Genomic DNA, 19,840 nt, shown 5'->3' on the forward strand with positions numbered 1-19,840 from the left:
CATTTGTGCTTCGAAATCATCCAGTCCGAAGACATGTACTGATTTCTTAGCGTCGATCTTGCAAGCAAGATCGTTACTCACTCGTTGTTCAGTTTTCAAAGATCAAACTTATTTCAGCGCCGACATTACTTCTCGTCAGCAACTTTTATATCTTATCACATCCGAACCAACTTTGCAAGCTCTTTTTTTAAATTTAAGTTTCTTTCGAAGCTTATTTCATTTGCTTGCCGCACCGTGTTTCTCGTGTTTTCTTGGCCGGAATTAGAATATACCATGAATATTAGTCACATGTAAAGAGTTAATTTTAATTTTATTCACTATGCGCCTGAATCACATGTTTATTACATCTTTTCTTCTATTATAAATAGCTGCCCATTACACCTTAGGAAATCTTCATTACAATTCTGCCTATGAAGCAATTTATATATAACAGTACTTTTATACACCGGGTCATCATGAAGGGTATTCGTCTTCTCTTCTATTAATGTAACTATGTTCATATAAATGATGTGAGTTTTGACAAGCTACTATTGCAATTGTTACCTTTATAGCAGAAGTGAGTAATTCAATCTCATATATAGATATAAATGTAGTTTCAAAAATAAGATAGACTCTTGGAGGGCGTAGCGTGACTCAATGGATCACAGAATTTATCCTTTTTTTCAAAGACTTGTCGTATGCAGGTGTGGTCATTGCTTTATCATTTGAATTTGTGCCTGCCGAACTCGTTCTCCCGCTCGCAGGTTATTGGGTTTACCTTGGGGATATGAATCTTATTCTTACTATTATAGCTGGTACGGTTGGAGGCACGTTTGGTCCACTAACGCTGTATGCGCTTGGTCGGTTTGGCGGAAGACCGCTCGTTGAGAAATACGGTAAGTATTTTCTCATTCGCACGCATCATCTAGAAGCTTCAGATCGTTTCTTTGAGAAATACGGCAGCGGGGTAGCTTTTTATGGGCGCTTCGTGCCAGGGGTAAGAACTTTGATATCTATACCTTGCGGTGTTACCAAAATGAATGTTTTTAAATTCAGTCTGTATACCTTCTTAGCAATGCTGCCCATTACATCACTTTATGTATATCTGGGCTTCAAGTTGGGCGCTCAGTGGGAGCATGTGGACGAGATTATCAAACCTTACATCCTACCAGCGGCTGCAATCTTTATTATCGGATTTGGACTTTACGTTCTTATTAAACGATTTAGAAAAGGACGGGTATCACAGTAAACGACTGATAGACTGACATGGTGAGACCATAAAGTATATTGTTCGAAGGCTGAAGACCAGCCTCCCCTCTCTACTTCAATCTCTTTACGTTGGCGTTTTCGCTTAATAGGAAATTGGGTAGATTCATCTAATGGGGCGTCGCCCATGTGTGTAACCATCTATATGTGACAACACAATGAAATACATAAGCCCAGGCTAACCGAGATGAACGGCTGCCTGGGCTTAAATTTTGCCTTGCTTTTTTATTCAATATAATCAAAAAGTGGGATCTACATTTTGCAATCATGCGATTCCACTAAGATCATGCTGATCATTGCTTTGTCATGGCATCCCCAATGGATTCAACTCACAGGATTCATGGGAATGACACCTAAATGTGATTGTCGTCTTTTCACTATTAAATTACGAATCCATTACGGTTCTAACACCTTACAGTCTGCCATAATCTCCGGCTTGTAACGCATGCTGTCTGCTTCTGTGATTGGACGTATGACTTTGCATGGAACACCTGCAGCTAATGAGTTTGGAGGGATATCACGCGTAACAACACTCCCCGCACCGATCACACTTCCGCTTCCAATCGTAACGCCGCCACATACTGTAACATTGGCAGAGATCCACACATCATCACCAATGGTGACGGGTTTGGCGTAACATAGCGATTTAATATCTCCATTTTGATCCAACATCTGTCTGCGCTCAGAAGCAATCAAGGGATGCACGGGAGTAACAATGGTCACATTAGGGCCAAAGCTGACATAGTCACCTATCGTCACCTGTGCATCGTCCTGTACAGTCAGATTGTAATTTCCGAAGAAGTGATCTCCAATCCGAGTATGCATCCCATAATGAAAGAAGATTGGACCTTGTATAAATCCTCCCTCCCCCTTAGATCCTAGTAACTGTTGCAAAATCATTTCTCGTTCTTCACTCTGATCCTCATACGTCAGGCTATATTGTTGACTTAGGTTGTGCGAACGACGTTTAATTCCCTTCAATTCTGGATCACTGGGACTAAAAAGAATTCCCTTTCTAATGCGCTCTTCTTCTCTCATACTATAACCTCCACAGCGTATTCATGTTCGTCATAAGGTTACTATCCCGTTTCAGCACTAAATACGAGCCGTGATAATGAACTAAAATCATTTTTCTGTGAAAACAGATTCTTTGTAATGTATGTTTATTAAGTAGCCGGACAAACACCTTCTTAGCTACGAGGTCATCATAACTGGTGTAACTGGTTTCATGTCAACGGGTGCTATTATTATAAAAAGCGAGCTCATCGCCCGCACAAAGACGTGAATCCACAGAACATCTTCTGTGGATTATATAGAATCCTCAAGGATGGTCTCCCTTAACTCTTGTAGAATCATCCATCGCAAGCCCGCATCGAAATTTTCCTGAAACGTCCCTTGATACACAACCTCAGGAAACGTAGGCATGGGATGTTCCATCTGATACTGCTTCCATGCAGCCTCCAGTTGCGCTTTCTCCACTCTCTCCTGATAAATCACGGTCTGATGTGGAGCTACAATAGCATTGACCGTTTGGATGATCTGGCAAACTTGCAGAAGGAACTCATCATCACTCATCTTACCTTTCCAATTCGGCGCAGAAGGTAGATACTTGATCTCACCAGACATTCCATTCTTTCCTTGGATGATCTGTCCATTCAACATAATTCCAAGACCAGGCGGATACCGATTAGGGAAGTAGATTCCAGTCACACACTGGTCTTTCATTTCCTCATGCTGAATACAGTACCCACTGATCGCAGCGTTAACGTCATTCTCGACAAGAACTTTCATCCCGAATTCACTCTGAATGTCTTGTATTAAACGTGAATTAATCAGTTCATCATGACTACTCACCGTAATATCCCCATCGACTGCTTGCCCTGGAATACCTATACCGATTCGATGAATAGAAGGATAGGACGTAACCAATTGTTTAATCAGTTGAAGAATATGTTGTTTATCCAGGACAGGAAGGATGCAATCTTCCTTAGACAGCACTTCATTTTCCAAATTAATGACGGTTGCCGAGATCAATTCTTCACCTTTCATTTCTTGGATATATAACACAAGTGCAAGTCTGTAATTATAATTGTATCGATAAGCTTGCGCCGGCCTGCCGCCATTCGAGGGAACTACTTTATCTTCAAATAATTCGCCACGATTACATAGTTCCTTCACCAAAGCGTTGATCGTCACCACACTAAGCTTCGTTAATGAAGCCAGCTGCGGCTTGGTCGCCGTTTCGATCTGTTGCATCACTTCACGCACATTATTTAAGTTGATGTGTTTCATCAATTTTGCATTCGCTTTTCTCATCATCCGCTTGTTCCCACCTCAGTTCTTCACCAAACAAGAAGAAACAGCAGTACCATATCTTCCAACTTGTAAAACTTATTTTAGCACTTTTGTTCCTTTACTCAAACAAGTCATCCATTGAACGAATCGGCTTTACTTCAATAAGTTGTTTCGATATAGACAGACTCACATAAGCGCCCAGCCAAATGATTGCTGCTAAAATAATGGATACCATATCTACTCATCGCCCCAACTTGTGCGGCTTAAGAAGTAGACGATTCACTGTCTCCGCACTAAGCAACATAAGGACAAGCAGGATGAACACAACAATGGGAAAAGCACCCGTACCGATTCTCGCTGCCAGAATTCCGAACAGTGGAGGAATCAATGTTGTTCCGCTATACGCAACAGCCATCTGGTAGCCCATTAGCTTGGCTGAATTTTCTTTGCCAAATCGTGTAGGTGTCTCATGCAAAAGCCCTGGGTAGATCGGAGCGAGACCAAGCCCCACCAGAACAAATCCTGCTACAGAAAACGTGGAAGGCAGTGGAAGCAATAAGATAATTCCGCCCGCTATCGTTACCCATTGTCCGTACCGGATCAACAGACGATTTTGAACTTTTAGCGTTATGAAACCTGTAATCAACCGACCAAATGTGATACCTGCATAATAAAGTGAGATGCTCGTTGCAGCTACCTCCGCTGAAATGCTCCTCGTACCTACTAAATAACTGGCTCCCCATAATCCAACGGTGGTTTCCACTCCGCAATATAACAAAAAGGCAAGCAAAGATGGCTTAACTCCGCGAATATTCAGTACCTTCACCGGAAGACTCGTGTGCGACTGTTGCTCTGTCTCTGCATGCTCTGGTCGTGATGATTCTCGCGTTGCAGCTACACGTTTCCATAGAGGCAAGGTTACAAGTAATACAACGACAAGTATCAATTGGATGATTGCGACGGCTGTATAACCGCCTCTCCATGAGTTCTCGCCTGCGATATACCCAGCCATGATGATTGGCCCCATGGTAGCACCAATGCCCCAGAAGCAATGCAGCCAGTTCATATGGTGTGCTTGGTAATTCTCGGCTACATAATGATTCAATGCGGCATCTACCGCTCCAGCCCCAAGACCCAATGGAATAGCAAGTAGCATAAACCAAACCATCGAAGGTGCGATCGAAAACCCAAATAGTGAAACTGCAGTTAACAAACAACTGAACATCGTGATTTTGCCTGTCCCTATTGTTCGAATCATCCTGCCGCTTGCCAAACTAGAAACGATTGTCCCTCCAGCGATAATCATCGATATTAATCCCGCCGACCCTACGGAAGAACCAATCTCCGGCCACATGACCGGCCAAGCAGAGCCAAGAAGCGAATCCGGAAGCCCCAGACTAATAAAGGCTAGATATATTATGATCAGAAACCAAGTTGCCATGGATGTAACTCCTCTCTTCAAAGTAGATACTAAATAAATATTCTTTATAAAGTTTATATTGTAAGTATGCGAGTGCTGGCCATCTTTTGTCAATATCCATTCGATGGATAGCGTTTGGCTGTAAAGGGCTAAGTTCGCCATTCACTAACGTATGTATGACCATGAATAAAAGACCGTGGGTATTTACCCACGGTCTTGACTTGTTTTCTCCACTACAGCAATATCATCGATAACGTAGGAAGTGGTTGTTCTTTTTTAAGTCATACAACTTATAGCTACTTTGTTATTTCGCCTTATAGCCTTATTTCCGCTCCACCGTATACCCTTTATCTTCAAGAAGCTTCACGATTCCGTGCTCACCCAGGTAGTGGGCTGCGCCAACAACGATGAAGTACTCTTCCCCTTTACCATTCTTCAGGTACCCGTCGATCTTATCCGCCATATCAATATTGCGATCAACCAGCATAGCTTTATTGTACTCCTCGTTGTCCGAGAAGCTGTTCGTCAGCTCAAGCAGCTGCTCGTCATCCCCTGTTTTCCACATCTCAGCCATTTGATTCAAACTCGTGTCGAGTACATCGAAGTTATCAATGGTTGCTTTGAGTGTTTCCTCTTGCAGCTCTTTGGAGAAGTTGTTGAACATTCCAAGCTGAGATTCATAGGACTCCAGTTCAATCACTGGAATTTTGCGCTGTACCGCCTTCTGGATGAAATACAAATCCACACCCTCAGATGCTTCATATCCACCATCCACTGACTTCAGTCCTCCGAGTGTAATTTCTACCACCCATGGTTTGAATGTATCAAAAGCGTCCGGTTCAATACCATTTTCCTTCAAAAGTTTACCCAGACTTGCATAGGTTTCACTGGAGATATGGTCTTTCAGCGTTGTCCCATCCTGATAGGTACCGAGATCGAGAACCATCTTCTGCTGCTCATCCGTAGCTGTGCTAATATCTACTTCTACGCCCAGGTAGTCTGCTTCCGCAAAGGCTTCTTCAAATTCAGGACGCAGTGGATAGAAACTCTCATCCGCAACGTGCATTGAACCTACGAGATAGACGGTATTACCGTTTTTCTCGACTTCCCACATAAAGCCGCGTCCACCAGTTTGGATCGTCTCAGTGTCTCCACCCTTGGATACCAGCAATACGGTACGCGTGGCGGAATCCCAGCGAACTTCATAACCCGCTGCATCACCAACGATACGAATCGGTGCATACGTTACTCCGTTGATCCGTGTAAGCTTGCTTTTCAGTGTAATCGTCCGACCATCGACTACAGCCGTAATCGTATCATCCGTTGCCGTCGTCAGCTTCACATCCATCGCATCCAGCGTTGTACGCAGTGGAACAAGAGTCGTTCCTTTCTCCAAGATTGGTGCACCTGTAGCATATTTTACTGCCTGATCATTAACCTTGACGGAAGTCTCCTGAGGCGCTGCCATAGCTGGTACTGCTGATGCGAGCAAACTTACCGAGACCGTAAGGGATAAGAGCATGCGTTTCCAATTTTTCATATTATGTATTCTCCTTTGGGATAAGTATAGTTGCCAATCATTGATTCAATAGAATGGACATCCTTAGTTCATACGGATAAAGGTGGGAAATGGTGCCATCTAATTTTCGGAGTAGCTCCTAGTGGCTGGAAAGTATGGATTTACCGATTGTTAATAATAACGTAAGAAAAATGACGGACTACAGCAAGAATCTTCTGTTAGACTCAGAGAAGAACATACCCAACACATTTAAGTTAAAGTGTGATATACATATGCATTGAAAGGTGGAACATCCATGGAGAACGCCGGCGTTAGTGCCGAAGAAACGACCAAAAAGAGGTCCTTACTCTCTATTAAAAAGAAACGGATTCCTTCTCTCACACCAGGCTGGAAAGGCGCTGTAGCTGCTCTATCTTTAGTGACCCTATCGTTATATTTCGTTCAAGCCTATTATTATTTGGGATCACGAGGTGCAAGTGACTACTGGATTGGCAGCATTCTGTTCCTGCTCGCGACAGTAGCGATAACCGGAATTCTTACAGGACTGCTGCATTGGGGCAAAAAAATACCTTCACGTTACGTATGGGCCATGCTTACTTCGCTTTTGTTGCTTTTACTCAGCTTACTCGGGCCTATCCCCCTTACGCTGCTTATTGTGGTATGCATCCTCATTTCCTTTTCCGTGCTTGGCGCACTGCTCTATCGATTCATCAGTGGAGTCTACCAGGAAGCTGGAATTTGGAAGAAAGTCCGGGCAACAACAAGTGCTGCGATTGCCGTCCTCTTCGTCTGTGTAATGGGTTACTGGATCGTCAGCGAAGGACAGAAGGAATTTGTCGCACCCTATCCGTTGCAAACGGTCAAGCCTGCTGAAGCTTACACAGGCCTATTAACCAATCCGGCAGAACCTGGAACATTTTCCGTGAAATCTCTGACCTACGGGAGTCACACAACGTATCGCGACGATCTGGGCACAAAAAAGACGCTGACCACTAAATCCGTCGATGGATCAGCCTTTGTTGGTGATTGGACGAAGAAACGCACAAGCACGTTTGGTTTTGGCGCTGGCGCAATGCCTTTAAACGGAACCGTCTGGTATCCCGAAGGTGACGTCACTTTTCCACTTGTGCTCATCGTGCATGGCAACCACCTTGCGACGAAATATTCAGATCCCGGTTATGCCTATTTAGCTGAATTGCTGGCAAGTCGCGGTAATATTGTCGTTTCCATTGATGAGAACTTCCTCAACTCCTCCCCATTTAACGAATGGTTTGTTTTCAAACCCCTACAAGGGGAAAATCGGGCTCGGGGATGGTTGCTGCTGGAACATCTTAAAGTGTGGGAAGAATGGAATGCTGCACGAGATAATCCATTCTATGGCAAAGTGGACATGGAGCGAATCGCTCTGATTGGACATTCACGGGGAGCTGAGGCTGTAACCACAGCGGCGGCGTACAACAAGATGACCTCTTATCCTGAGAACGCCAACATCAAGTTTAATTACAATTTCAACATCCGATCCATTGTGTCCATAGCGGGTACCGACGGACAATATAAACCAGGAGGACAGCCCGTGTCCTTAAAAGACGTGAATTATCTGGCTTTGCATGGCACCCATGACATGGACGTCACTTCATTTGTCGGAACAAGCCAGTACTACCGAACTGAATTTACGGATCGTAGTGAATTTTTCAAATCTTATGTATACATATATGGCGCTAACCACGGGCAATTCAACACGGAGTGGGGCAAACATGACGGTGTCGGGTTAGGCAACCAGTTGTTCAACACAGCCAGTCTTCTACCGCAAGATCAGCAAATACAGGCTGCCAAGGTGCTCATCTCATCTTTTCTAGAAGCCACTCTTCAGGAGAATACTTCATACCAGATGGTGTTTCAGGATCTTGGATACGCCAGGGAATGGCTTCCCGAGACGATGTATATCAGCAATTATTGGGATGCAGATACATTAACCATTAGCAATTATGGCGAGGACAGTGATCCGGGAACAACCACATTGCCAGGGGGAAGCTTAGAAGGAGAAAGACTGAAGACATGGAAAGAGCAAAACGTCGAGATGGGGCATACAACCGATCCATATAACGCCGTTGCACTGGAATGGGATCAGGCAGCTACTTCTGCTGCACCCGCATACAGGGTGATTCTACCCGATCAAGACATCGACATTTCCAATCAAAGTTCCATCGTGTTCTCCATCGCTAATACGGAAACCGATCAAGATGTGGATGGAGCGGATACGCCGGTGGATATTACCATTGTCGTAGAAGATGAGCTCGGAAATACTAGCCGTGTACCGCTGAGTAGCGTCTCACCGCTGCTGCCAATGTTCGAAGGAGCTCTGGCGAAATCACCGTTTGCACTGTTCCAGACGACAAAGGAGCCAGTGTTCCAGAACTATGCCTTCCAATTGGCTGATTTCATTGCAAATAATCCGGCTCTAAAGCCGGAGCAGATCAGAAAGATTAGCTTTGTGTTCGACCAAACGGAGAAAGGTAGCATTATGATTCGGGATATTGGTGTTCGGTGATCATTTCTTATTAGGATGGCTGCGTCCTTATGAATAGAGCAAAAACACTCAAATTATTCTCAATGTACTGGGAATAATTTGAGTGTTTTCATTTTGCGCTCATGACATCCGTCACCAACAACTGAACGCTTTCACCGAATAGGCTTCATAGTGCGTGTTCAAAAAGGTCGGTTTTCAGTACCGAGAAGATGGGATGAAGATAGAAATGGAGTAGCGGAGCGTAGGCAAAACTACGTGAGCAACGGACATTTCGGCTGAATTCCATATAGGGCGCTGAGATGCCGCTCGCGCATCCTTCGTAATCAAAAGTGGACTTTTTGAACAACCTCTTCATAGAAGATTTTACTGTTATATGGCTCACTATGAGATGCTCTACTAAAACAACATATTCATCAAATCTACGTACTCAGTTGGTCTCCAATCATTTGCAGCTCAATGTTCTTCATCTCATAAAAGTAGCCTTTCTGCTCCATCAGTTCGGTGAAGGAACCCGTTTCCACAACCTTACCTCGATCCATAACCACGATCTGATCCATTTTCTCAAGTCCTGTCAGCCGATGACAGATGAGAAGAAGTGTATCATCCGCAGCCTGTGCAAAGACCTCCTGCAACACCCGTTGTTCTGTTACATAATCGAGTGAAGAGGTTGGTTCGTCCAGAAGCCATATGCGTCCGCTCCGCAGCATAGCTCGTGCCATGGCCAGGCGCTGTTTCTCGCCATCGGATAGGTTCTCGCCCTTTTCATACACTATATCGCTGAGCAACATATTGGGCAGTTGGACTTTCTCCAGCACAGCCGTTAATTGTTCGTCAGCATGCTCTTCCCCTTGCAGGAGTAAGTTATCCCGCACGGTTCCCTTGAAGAAGTGACCTTGCTGTAAGACAACGTTTGCTGCTTGCCATATCCTCTCTTCATCTAGCTTACTTAGCGAAACGTCATTCAACTGTATGTCGCCAGACGCTGGCTCGCGTAGTTTAAGTAATAGATCCACAATGGTAGACTTTCCTGAACCGCTGGGTCCGACAATCGCTGTTTTGGAGCCAGGAGGAAAAGTTATAGAAATATCATTCAACGCTGCTCTCCACTCCCCCTCATATTGAAAGGTAACGTGAGATAGTTGGATTGAAATGGCCTGTTCGGTAGTGCACAGTCCATCCGGTTGACCTGGTTGTGCAGACTGCATATCGGGACTCTGAACCGTCTCGGTCAGTCGTCTGGCTGCATGTTCACTATCCTGTTTATATACGGGCAATATAGCCATCGCTGTTGCCTCTTCAAATACGGTCTGCGTAGCCAGGATCAGCATCGCGAGATAAACGCCGGCAAGTGACCCATCCATGATTAACCATGCGCCAACGACCAGCACACCCCATGTCACGAGATACGTTACAAAAATATGCATGGATTGCCCACGAAGCAGATGCCCTGCTGCTCTTTGCTGCTCGAATGCCAATGCAGCGGAAGTCTGCTGTAGCTGCTGCTCCCTTTGCTCCAATTGACCATATACCTTTAAATCGCGAAATCCATACAATACTTCGGTTACTTCCGTAGACAGTAATGCCCGTTGCTGCCGTACACGACCGTGTATTTTACGCTGTCCCAGCAAAACGATACTTGGTACAACAAATGCCGTAATTAACATACCCATTACGAGCAAACACGCAACCCAGAACGAATAAACGGAAGTAAATAGCACGGTAGACAAGAACACCATAACAACGATAATCGGCGGATACGCAACACGCAAAAAATAATTTTGCAGGCTTTCCACATCACCAACAATCCGCGCAAGCAGATCCCCGCTTCGGTTTTTATTCAGTATGCCTGGTGTTACGGGAATGAGCTTGGCAAAAAAGGAGGTGCGCAACCGGCTCAACATGGAGAACGTCGCTCTGTGTGAGTACAATCGTTCCCCGTAGCGGCTCGCTGCTCGAAGAAAACCGAGCAGTTTGACCATGGAGGTAAGTACAATTAAGGTGTAAAGTGGCGGCGCAAATACGGTTTGCGCGATCATATACCCACTGGCAGAGAATAGACCTACTCCTGCTATACCTGCAATAAATCCACCCAAAATAGAAAGCAAGATATCCTTACGCTCCTGAACCATGGCCTTGGACAGAATAGCTAGTTCACTCATGTTAACCCTCCTTTTCGTTGAATATGAACCATCTCGGCATACTGAGGTAGTCGCTGCAGCAGTTCTTCATGTGATCCGGAGTCTATGAGTACACCATTCTCCATGAATAAAATGTTGTCTGCCTGTTGAATGGTATATAGTCGGTGAGCTACCGTGATCATCGTTGCCATTTGTGTTAGTGATGCAATAGAACGTTGTAGCACCCGCTCAGTGTGAACATCGAGTCCCACCGTTGGTTCATCAAACAAGATGATAGCCGGTCGTTTCAGGAACGCACGTGCAAGGGCAAGCCTTTGTTTCTCCCCGCCAGATAACCCCCTGCCTCCTTCACCAACATAGGTATCCAACCCTTGCTCCAATTGGGAAGTAACCGCACCAAGTCCTGCTTCCTCTGCCGCTTGTTCAAGGTCGGCTCTGGAACTATTCGCACCCGAACCAATCGCAATGTTCTCAGCCAATGTACCCGCGAAAATATACGGATGCTGGGTAATGTAGCTAACCTGCTCAAACCAGGCAGCCTCATCATATTGGGACAACAGACGTCCATTAACCAGAACTTCTCCTGACGTCGGTTTTAATAATCCGGAGATGAGGTGAAGTAGAGTCGTTTTACCAGAGCCGCTTTTGCCAACAATTGCGATATTCTCTCCTGGTTTAATGGAGATCCGCCTTGCTTCAAGCTCAAATGAATCCGGTGCATATCGAAAATGGGTATCGATTAGATCGATGGATGGTGGCATAGGCGTCAGCACTGGATGTTTAGTCGACGACAATGGTTCCAATTGAGCCTCAGCCATCACATCGGTAATCTCACTCTTATTGTTATGAGCTACCTTTTCGCCATCACTCTGTACACTCGTCGTATTCGTGTCTGTAAGCATCTGCTCCACCTTGCGAATCGCTCCCATACTGGTTCTACCGCTGTGAAAAGCGGTTCCTGTATTTTTCAGCAGGCTGTAAAACTCGGGAACGAGTAACAACACAAGAAAGGCTGTGTGGAACGTTATCGCCTTGAATATTAGCAACTGAATAGCAAGTTCAAGAGCGACGATCCCGATGCCTAACATGACGATCGACTCCAGCATGAAGGTATTCGTAAACGCAATTTTCAGAATGCTCATTGTTGTATCACGATATCCGAGGCTACTGCGTTCTATCTCCTGGCGCTGACGATCAGCCTTACCAAATATTTTTAATGTCACTAGCCCTTGAAGCGAGTCCAGAAAGGTACCAGAAAACTCAGCCAGTTGCGCGTATTTTTCTTCAGACTTGTTCTTGGTTTGCAGTCCGACCAAAATCATAAATAAAGGGATAAACGGAGCTGTACAGAGCAGAATCCAACCTGTGTTAGCATGCTGGGTAAATGCAACAACTAGAATCAGAATCGGAATGATCGCAGCTTCCATCATACGCGGCATGTACTGGCTGAAATAACTATCCGCCTCATCCACCGCATCCAGCGCAACACTAACCTTTGCTCCCGTCTGTCCATGCAGCGTCGAAGACATGGAAGCATGAGTCAGGTTTTGCAGCACCTTAGCTCGCATATGCGTCTTGGCCTGAGCCGCCATATGCAAGCCGATTTTTCCGTTGCCATACACTAAAAGCGTGCGCAAAGCCATAACAGCCAGCAATATACCGAGCAGCATAACTACTGAGGCAAAGGAAGCTTTCTCTACAAAGATTCGCTGGACTGCTTCAGCCATAAGTGTAGCCTGGCTTATAATCGCTACACCCAGGGCCAGAGAAATAAGCATAAGGAGAAGCCTGCTTTTTCGTTGTAATGACATTTGCTGAGCAATCAGACTCGATTTCCTTTTCACAGTGCGCTCCTCCTTTTATTTTTTCCCTTTGACATAATCCGCATCGAACAGAAATAGCTTGAAGACCAGAATAAGAGATGGAATCAGCAAGCATAGTCCTCCGATAAAAACAACGACAAGCGCGAAGCCCATGGCTGGTGATGTCGCACTACTCTGAATCGTGATATAGGGATCAAGAATATAAGGATATTGACCAATCCCGTAAGCAAAAAAGGCACAGAAAAATTGAAGCATGATGCAGATAAATGCCAGTCCATATCTACGTCCGTTAAACAGCAGCCACATGGCAACCATGAAGAAAGCAACGGAAAGTGCAAGCAACCACCACAGATCCATCATATTTTGAAAATGCCGCTCATTGTGTTGACCCAAATATATAAATGCAGTCAGTGCGAGAATGATGGTTGGTGTACTCCAAAACAAAGCATAATTCCGCATCAGCTTGAGTGCACCCTGATCCTCTGCCCGTGATGCATAAAAGGTTAGAAACGCTCCGCTAATAAATAGTACAGAGACGATCGCCAGTCCAACGATGCTCCACGATAATGGATTGGTAAATAGCGCCCAATAATCCAGTGTAACGGTCTCGCCCTGTTTCAGGATAAATCCGCCTTCCGACAGTGTCAGTGCCACTGACAGCGATGCAGGAATTAGCAAACCTGTGGCTCCATATAAAAACAGGTACACGATATTATTTTTGGAACCATAATTCTCAAAAGCATAGAACGAGCCACGAATGGCAAGCAGTATGATGGCAATACTTCCCGGCACGATTAAGGCTGCGCCATAATAGGAGGCTGTGTCCGGGAAAAAACCGACAATACCGATGTAGAAAAATACAAAAAACACATTGGTAATCTCCCAGACCGGCGATAGATAACGGGAGATCAAACGATTAATCAGGTGATCCTGCTTCGTCAAACGGGCATAGAAGGCAAAAAATCCAGCGCCGAAATCAATAGAAGCTACGATGAGATAGCCATACAAGAACAGCCAGAGTACCGAAATTCCGATTAATTCATAACTCATCAGGCATGCCCTCCTTTGTCCGCGGATTGATCCTGTTTCGCCTTCAGCCATTTTTCCATCTCAACCTCAGCAGGATTGTTGTTAAACAAACGTCTTAATACAAGAGCACATATAACGCCGAGCACGATATACAACAGTAGGAACACGAAAAATAATATTCTCACACTTGGTGATGAAGTCGCTGCTTCTTCCACTCGCATATATCCTCGAATAATCCATGGCTGTCGTCCCACCTCTGCATAGAACCAGCCCATCTCAACGGCAAGAAACGCAAGTGGAGCACTCAGCGCGACGAGGCGAAGCATCCACTTGTTAAACTGATTACGCTTCTTCCAGAACACAAGTAGGAAATATAGACTGGAGATCGCAAGCAGAGCGAATCCAATTCCGGCCATCACATCGAATAAATAATGCACCAGCAGTGGCGGCTGTTCATCCGGTGGGAATTCATTCAGCCCCGTCACTTCGGCATTAAAGTCTCCAAAGGCGAGGAAGCTGAGCAATTTAGGCAAGTGAAGAGCTCCTATAATCTCATGTTCCGCATTCAGCCAGCCGAGTAAAATTAAATCTGCGCCGCTCTCTGTCTCAAAATGCCATTCCGCTGCTGCCAGCTTCTCAGGCTGATGTTCAGCCAGAAACTTGGCAGATACATCTCCAGCGAGTGTGTTCAGCAAACTGAATACTAAAACAACAGCCATCATTAGATTCAAGCCTTTCTTGTGGTACGCAGTAACACCTTTTCTCAGCATGGCAAGGGCAGCAATCCCTGCAAGCAGAGCCGCCCCCGTCAAATAGGCTGAGCTTAGCACATGGAATACCTTGGAGAATGTTGCTGTATTCAGCATCGCTTGCACAGGGTTAACCGCGATGAACTGGCCTGCCTCCATGACAAATCCTTCAGGTTGGTTCATGAATCCGTTCACGGTTGTAATAAAAACAGCCGACATTCCTGCTCCGGCCACAACCGGTATGGTCAGCAACCAGTGAATATACGGGTTCTTGAATCGATCCCATGTATAGAGATAAATGCCTAGGAAGATCGCTTCGAAGAAGAACGCGAACACTTCCATAAATAGCGGTAATGCAATGACATTCCCGGCCAGCTTCATAAAGTTCGGCCACACCAAGGCAAGCTGTAGAGATATCGCTGTACCTGTCACGACACCCACTGCCACCGAAATGACAAACCCTCGTGACCACCTTTTCGCCATAAGTATGTAATGGTTATCCTTCTTCCGAATGCCAATGAACTCAGCAATAGCAATCATTAGAGGCACACCTACACCAAGTGTCGCAAAGATCACGTGAAACCCAAGCGTTAAGCCAGTCACCAATCTGCTCCATAACACCGTATCTAACTCCATACCTCTGTCACCTCCGTTTTCATTTTTCACTTAAGAATTCAATACACAATAAAGTACGAGAAAAATTTCACATATCAGGATATAAAGGTGCATTCCGAGATAATCAACATGGCTAATGCTTAAATTATCCTACTCTCGCAGTCCTATACATACCATCGTGATATATAAAATTATTATATCTACAATTGCGAATGACACAATTGCAGTCACTTCCTTGACATGAAATAGTCAAGGAACAGTCACCCCTTTTCAACTAATCTATGAAAATGATCCAAATTACCCTTTAGAGCTATTGACTTGTTAATCAGCAGGATTGAGATAATGCTGGATGCAAAAAAGAAGCCACTAATCTTAGAATTAGCGGCATTTTTAATCGTTGTACTGGATGCTGTTATTCGAATTTCATATAAAAAATAGTCTTGTAGCTCAAAATCTCCCTGATTTGCAGAGGTCATTTTCATTATTCCATCATCAGTTATTTGACCCATTCTATTCTCCAAGTAAACTCAATCCGAATCCTTATCCAAATCAACTACTATATCTTGTAACGTTACATTCTCAAGTACTTTCTCCAGTGCTCTCTGTGCCAATGAAAAAATAGGTTCGATCGTTCCTTGAAGGTTTTTCCCCACCGGACAATCGGGGTTTGGCTTCTCTTGAATATTGAAGAGATTATTGTCATTCACTGCATTTACTGCTGTGTACACATCGAACAATGTGATTTCACTTAGATCTCGTGCAAGTGTAGCCCCTGCTTTTCCACGGGTTACATGCACTAATCCTGATTTTTTTAACATCCCCATCACTTTTCGAACGATTACAGGGTGTGTATTAACGCTGTCTGCAATCATCTCAGATGAGTTATTTCCTTCTTTATTGACTTCCAACAACGACAAAATGTGTATTCCTATATAAAACCGAGAGCTTACGGACATATTTTCACCCCAATGATACAAAAATAAGTGCGTTACGATTGAACTATTGTATTAAAAATTAGAATTTCTGAGGAAGCTATATTAACATTCTAACAGCTATTTAGCATGTTACAATGAGTCTCATTTTTTTAGGTTGTACATCTGATAACTCTATCCCGGTATAAAAACTGGATCAAGCAAAGGGAATTCGCCTGATCCAGATTAACGTAGCATAATGAAAGATACTCTTCTAAAAAACTTCTCTTCGCTTAATGATAAATCAGATTAACTGAGCATAATTTTCTTCTAACTTATCAGCGGTCATTGCGCCGCCGCCTAAAGGATACAAGGTATTATCTTTTTTCAAGAAAAGAGTTGGGTAACTTCTCGCCCCAAGGTTGCTGGCTGCTACGAATTCTTGCTGAACAAGATCTCGTGTCTCTGGATTTATAATTCTATCGATCACTTTCTGCTCATCCAGATTGAGTTGCTTGGCAATGTCTTGATACGTTTGTATATCACTGAGACTCTTACCCTCATAATAAAATGCACGCTGCATTGCAGCCGCTAGATTCACTGCTTGTTCTGGTGCCAAGGAGCGTAAAGCGGAAAATCCAATAGCTGCTGCCTCACTATCCATAATAAATGTACCGTCATTTACAAGTTTATTGTACGGAGCACCAAACTCCGCGCCAGTAAGCTGAGCAATTCGTTTATTGGCTTCTGGAATATGTGGATATGCTGCCATTGCTTGACTGCGATCATCTATAAAAAGACCACCCGACAACACTTCGATCGGTAATTCTAAGTGATTTTGATGAAATGTCCGTAGGCTATTGGAGAATCCATAACACCATCCACAATATGCATCCCACACATAGATTAGAGAAATATCCTTATTTGTCATCATTCACAACAACTCCATTTTAGAATGTTTTAGCCAGATCTTTCGCTCTCTCGATGGCGTTTTCTTTGATCTCTTGTGCCTTGTCCTTCGCTTTATTATGTCCTTCAACAAACAGACCTTCGAATGAAGGTACTCCGAAGAATTTCATGATGACTTGAAGATGACGATGCCCCATCTCAAGCTCATTCGCAGGACTGTCAGAGTAGAAGCCACCTCGTGCTTGAATATGAATTGCTTTTTTATCAGTCAGTAGGCCAATAGGTTGTCCCTCTTCTGAATAACGGAAAGATTTACCCGCTACAGAGACAGCATCAATATAGGCTTTCATCACTGGAGGATATGAGAAGTTCCAGAAAGGAGTTACAAACACATACTTGTCCGCCTCAATAAATTGATCAGACAATTCTGCTAGACGCTTTACCTTCGCTTGTTCATCGCTTGAGAGTTGAGCAAATTCAGTTCCAGAGCGCAGCTTGCCCCAGCCACTAAAAACATGTGCATCAATATGAGGGATATACTCTTGGTACAAATCAATGTTCACAATCTCATCTTCAGGATTAGCCTCCTTGTAAGCTTCGATAAATGCTTTACCTACAGTTAGGCTATACGATGTGGATTCTTCAAGGGGGTGTGCTGTAATAAAAAGTACTTTCGTCATTATGATCATTCCTTTTGTTTTAATTTAGTGTGATTTGTTGTAATAATAAAAGTTACAACTTATATTTGTAATAATATATGTTACAACTCATTTGTTGTCAACGGTTATTTGTAATTGCATCTGATTATCAACAAAAAAAGTCATTGATTGAAAGATCAATCAACGACTTCATCTACGTAAGGTGTGATTATTGTTGTTTTTGATAAGCATGCATTGCCGTTTGAAATTGGTCTAGTGCTTCTTGATATTTGAGACGATCCTTATCGTTGGTGGCAAGCTGTTTTTTCATCATTAAATCATCCTGCAGTCTTGTAACTAACTCCGTTATTTGATCCTTTGGATTGGAATTTGCCGGTTTAGGCAAAGAATCTGTACCTGTCTGTATTGTAAGTTCTCCCTTGCTATCCACCTGACCAATCGAGACTTGTCCCAAATTCAAGCCAAGCTTGCGTAGCTCTTTTTGTACCCAATCTTCATTATATCCTGTTACTTGTAAAGTATCTGGCAAGATATGCCCATCCATAATGATTGTTCTGGGTTCCTTTTCAGAAGATATATGATAGCCCAATGCGTTGGCTGTAAGGGGTTGATACTCTTTCTTTAACATGACGCTGATATCTCCACTCTGTTCCATTACGGCAAACTCAACATCGGCAACTCGAAACACATCTTTTTTACGAAGCTGCTCCAGAAATTCATCAATCGTCAAGCGTTCTTTCGCTAGAGCTTTTTCGATCACTGCTCCATTTTCAATAAGAATTGTTGATTTCCCGTCTACAATATCCCGAAACTTTTTACTTTTCATCGTTAAGTACTCCGCACCTGCAGACACGGAAACCCATACAAATACCGCAAGAAAACCTAAATACCACTTTGTATCTGTATCTAACGAAATATACCCCACCAAATTACCTAAGGTAATCCCCGTAATATACTCAAACAAAGACAATTCAGAAATTTGGCGCTTTCCTAGAATTTTCGTAATGAAAAACAGAACTGTTACTGCAGCTAACGTTCGAAATGTGACCTCTAACCATTCTGGCACGTTGAATGCTCCATTCCTGTGGATTAACTGTGTTGGCGACGCTTGTTAGAGGTTATAATTACCACGACATTCATGATGTATGCACAGGATATGATATCCTTTCAATTCAAACGTTTCGGTAAATGAAAATCTCTCTCAATTAGCTTGATATTACGTGACGTATATTGTAAATTAAAAAATACGTTTTTGCTTTACAGCAATGAAATAGAATCATACATATGAAGGGAAAAGGAAAGTTCAATGGATATTTATCTTAAGTATTTTCTAATCGGCCTTGCTATAGCGATGCCTGTTGGAGCAATTACAGTAGAAATGACCAAGCAAGGATTGAAAAATGGATTCATTCATGGATGGGCAGTCGGAATTGGTGGCATGACGGTGGATATTTTGCTTATACTGGCTCTCTACTTCGGCTTCGCTTCCGTGTTGGCCTTACCGTATGTACAAACTCCGCTGTGGATTGTAGGTGCAGGATTCCTCGCATATCTCGGTTACGATTCAATCAAAAATGCCGATAAAGATATCACCCCAGCAGATGAGAAAACACAGAAATCATTTTTTAGTACATATCGAAATGGTTTGCTTGTTGCAGTATCACCGGGTAACCTGGTATTTTGGGTTTCCGTATTCGGAGCCGTTCTAACTCAGTCCTATAGTTCTTCCCACTCCGGGAGCTTTGCCATTGCAGCATTTGGGGTGATGAGCGGGATTTTGATTCACGATTTAGGGCTACTGTCCATTGTGTCAGTAACAAGAAAAGTAATGAGTCGCCAAATGATTCGCTGGGTTTCAGTCATCGCGGGCATTATGTTGCTTGGGTTCTCTCTTTATTTTGTGTATGAGTTCGTGAATGGACTCATTGAATTATTTTGAAGAAATTGATGTTATCTATACTAAACAACCTGAATCCTAAATAATCGGACTCAGGTTGTTTT

The 19,840-nt window shown here is 43.8% G+C and carries 16 protein-coding genes; 3 read left to right on the top strand and 13 right to left on the bottom strand.

Features of this window, described 5'->3' with window-relative positions; genetic code table 11:
* Window positions 1-628 precede the first annotated feature (628 nt).
* Window positions 629-1,228 carry a DedA family protein gene (locus M3636_RS20095; RefSeq protein WP_128100163.1) on the top strand — a complete coding sequence of 200 codons (600 nt, stop codon included), beginning with the start codon at window positions 629-631 and terminating at the stop codon, window positions 1,226-1,228.
* A 413-nt stretch (window positions 1,229-1,641) separates the two neighbouring features.
* On the opposite strand, the gene M3636_RS20100 is transcribed toward M3636_RS20095, so the two are convergent.
* From M3636_RS20100 to M3636_RS20115, 4 genes are all read right to left on the bottom strand, one after another.
* Entirely contained in the window at window positions 1,642-2,283 is a 642-nt protein-coding gene (locus M3636_RS20100; protein ID WP_251383772.1) for a sugar O-acetyltransferase, read from the bottom strand.
* A gap of 270 nt (window positions 2,284-2,553) precedes the next feature.
* Window positions 2,554-3,564: an ROK family protein gene (locus M3636_RS20105; RefSeq protein ID WP_251383773.1), complete on the bottom strand. Its 1,011-nt coding sequence runs from the start codon at window positions 3,562-3,564 to the stop codon at window positions 2,554-2,556.
* Window positions 3,565-3,781: 217 nt separating this feature from the next.
* On the bottom strand, window positions 3,782-4,981 hold the full coding sequence (locus M3636_RS20110; protein WP_251383774.1) for an MFS transporter: 1,200 nt from the start codon (window positions 4,979-4,981) through the stop codon (window positions 3,782-3,784).
* 301 nt (window positions 4,982-5,282) lie between these two features.
* Window positions 5,283-6,500, bottom strand: coding sequence for a TraB/GumN family protein (locus M3636_RS20115; RefSeq protein ID WP_251383775.1), 1,218 nt, complete (start codon window positions 6,498-6,500; stop codon window positions 5,283-5,285).
* Between the two features lie 274 nt (window positions 6,501-6,774).
* Here M3636_RS20115 and M3636_RS20120 point away from each other — a divergent pair, with 274 nt between their 5' ends.
* Window positions 6,775-9,027: an alpha/beta hydrolase family protein gene (locus M3636_RS20120; RefSeq protein ID WP_251383776.1), complete on the top strand. Its 2,253-nt coding sequence runs from the start codon at window positions 6,775-6,777 to the stop codon at window positions 9,025-9,027.
* A 398-nt stretch (window positions 9,028-9,425) separates the two neighbouring features.
* On the opposite strand, the gene cydC is transcribed toward M3636_RS20120, so the two are convergent.
* The 9 genes from cydC to M3636_RS20165 form a co-directional block, all read right to left on the bottom strand.
* On the bottom strand, window positions 9,426-11,165 hold the full coding sequence (gene cydC, locus M3636_RS20125; RefSeq protein ID WP_251383777.1) for a thiol reductant ABC exporter subunit CydC: 1,740 nt from the start codon (window positions 11,163-11,165) through the stop codon (window positions 9,426-9,428).
* Window positions 11,162-12,988 (bottom strand): thiol reductant ABC exporter subunit CydD, encoded by a 1,827-nt coding sequence (cydD, locus tag M3636_RS20130; RefSeq protein WP_251383778.1) that lies wholly within the window; start codon window positions 12,986-12,988, stop codon window positions 11,162-11,164. Before cydD ends, cydC begins: the two co-directional genes overlap by 4 nt.
* Before the next feature lie 15 nt (window positions 12,989-13,003).
* Window positions 13,004-14,017, bottom strand: a complete 1,014-nt coding sequence (locus M3636_RS20135; protein WP_174715265.1) for a cytochrome d ubiquinol oxidase subunit II — start codon at window positions 14,015-14,017, stop codon at window positions 13,004-13,006.
* Entirely contained in the window at window positions 14,017-15,381 is a 1,365-nt protein-coding gene (locus tag M3636_RS20140) for a cytochrome ubiquinol oxidase subunit I (protein ID WP_251383779.1), read from the bottom strand. The genes M3636_RS20135 and M3636_RS20140 overlap by 1 nt, the downstream gene beginning before the upstream one ends.
* A gap of 239 nt (window positions 15,382-15,620) precedes the next feature.
* The gene (locus M3636_RS20145) at window positions 15,621-15,869 is read right to left on the bottom strand and encodes a hypothetical protein (RefSeq protein WP_251383780.1); all 249 of its coding nucleotides are present in this window, start codon (window positions 15,867-15,869) and stop codon (window positions 15,621-15,623) included.
* A gap of 18 nt (window positions 15,870-15,887) precedes the next feature.
* On the bottom strand, window positions 15,888-16,316 hold the full coding sequence (locus tag M3636_RS20150) for an Rrf2 family transcriptional regulator (RefSeq protein WP_251383781.1): 429 nt from the start codon (window positions 16,314-16,316) through the stop codon (window positions 15,888-15,890).
* 259 nt (window positions 16,317-16,575) lie between these two features.
* Complete coding sequence (locus M3636_RS20155; protein ID WP_251383959.1) at window positions 16,576-17,202, bottom strand: DsbA family protein; 627 nt, start codon at window positions 17,200-17,202, stop codon at window positions 16,576-16,578.
* A gap of 19 nt (window positions 17,203-17,221) precedes the next feature.
* Window positions 17,222-17,860 carry an FMN-dependent NADH-azoreductase gene (locus M3636_RS20160; protein WP_145407763.1) on the bottom strand — a complete coding sequence of 213 codons (639 nt, stop codon included), beginning with the start codon at window positions 17,858-17,860 and terminating at the stop codon, window positions 17,222-17,224.
* A gap of 187 nt (window positions 17,861-18,047) precedes the next feature.
* Entirely contained in the window at window positions 18,048-18,905 is an 858-nt protein-coding gene (locus M3636_RS20165; RefSeq protein WP_251383782.1) for a DUF421 domain-containing protein, read from the bottom strand.
* Window positions 18,906-19,145: 240 nt separating this feature from the next.
* On the opposite strand from M3636_RS20165, the gene M3636_RS20170 reads away from it, so the two are divergent.
* Window positions 19,146-19,778 (top strand): LysE family transporter, encoded by a 633-nt coding sequence (locus M3636_RS20170; protein WP_251383783.1) that lies wholly within the window; start codon window positions 19,146-19,148, stop codon window positions 19,776-19,778.
* Window positions 19,779-19,840 lie beyond the last annotated feature (62 nt).

The sequence above is a fragment of the Paenibacillus sp. MER 99-2 genome (assembly GCF_023714095.1).
Classification (GTDB): domain Bacteria; phylum Bacillota; class Bacilli; order Paenibacillales; family Paenibacillaceae; genus Paenibacillus.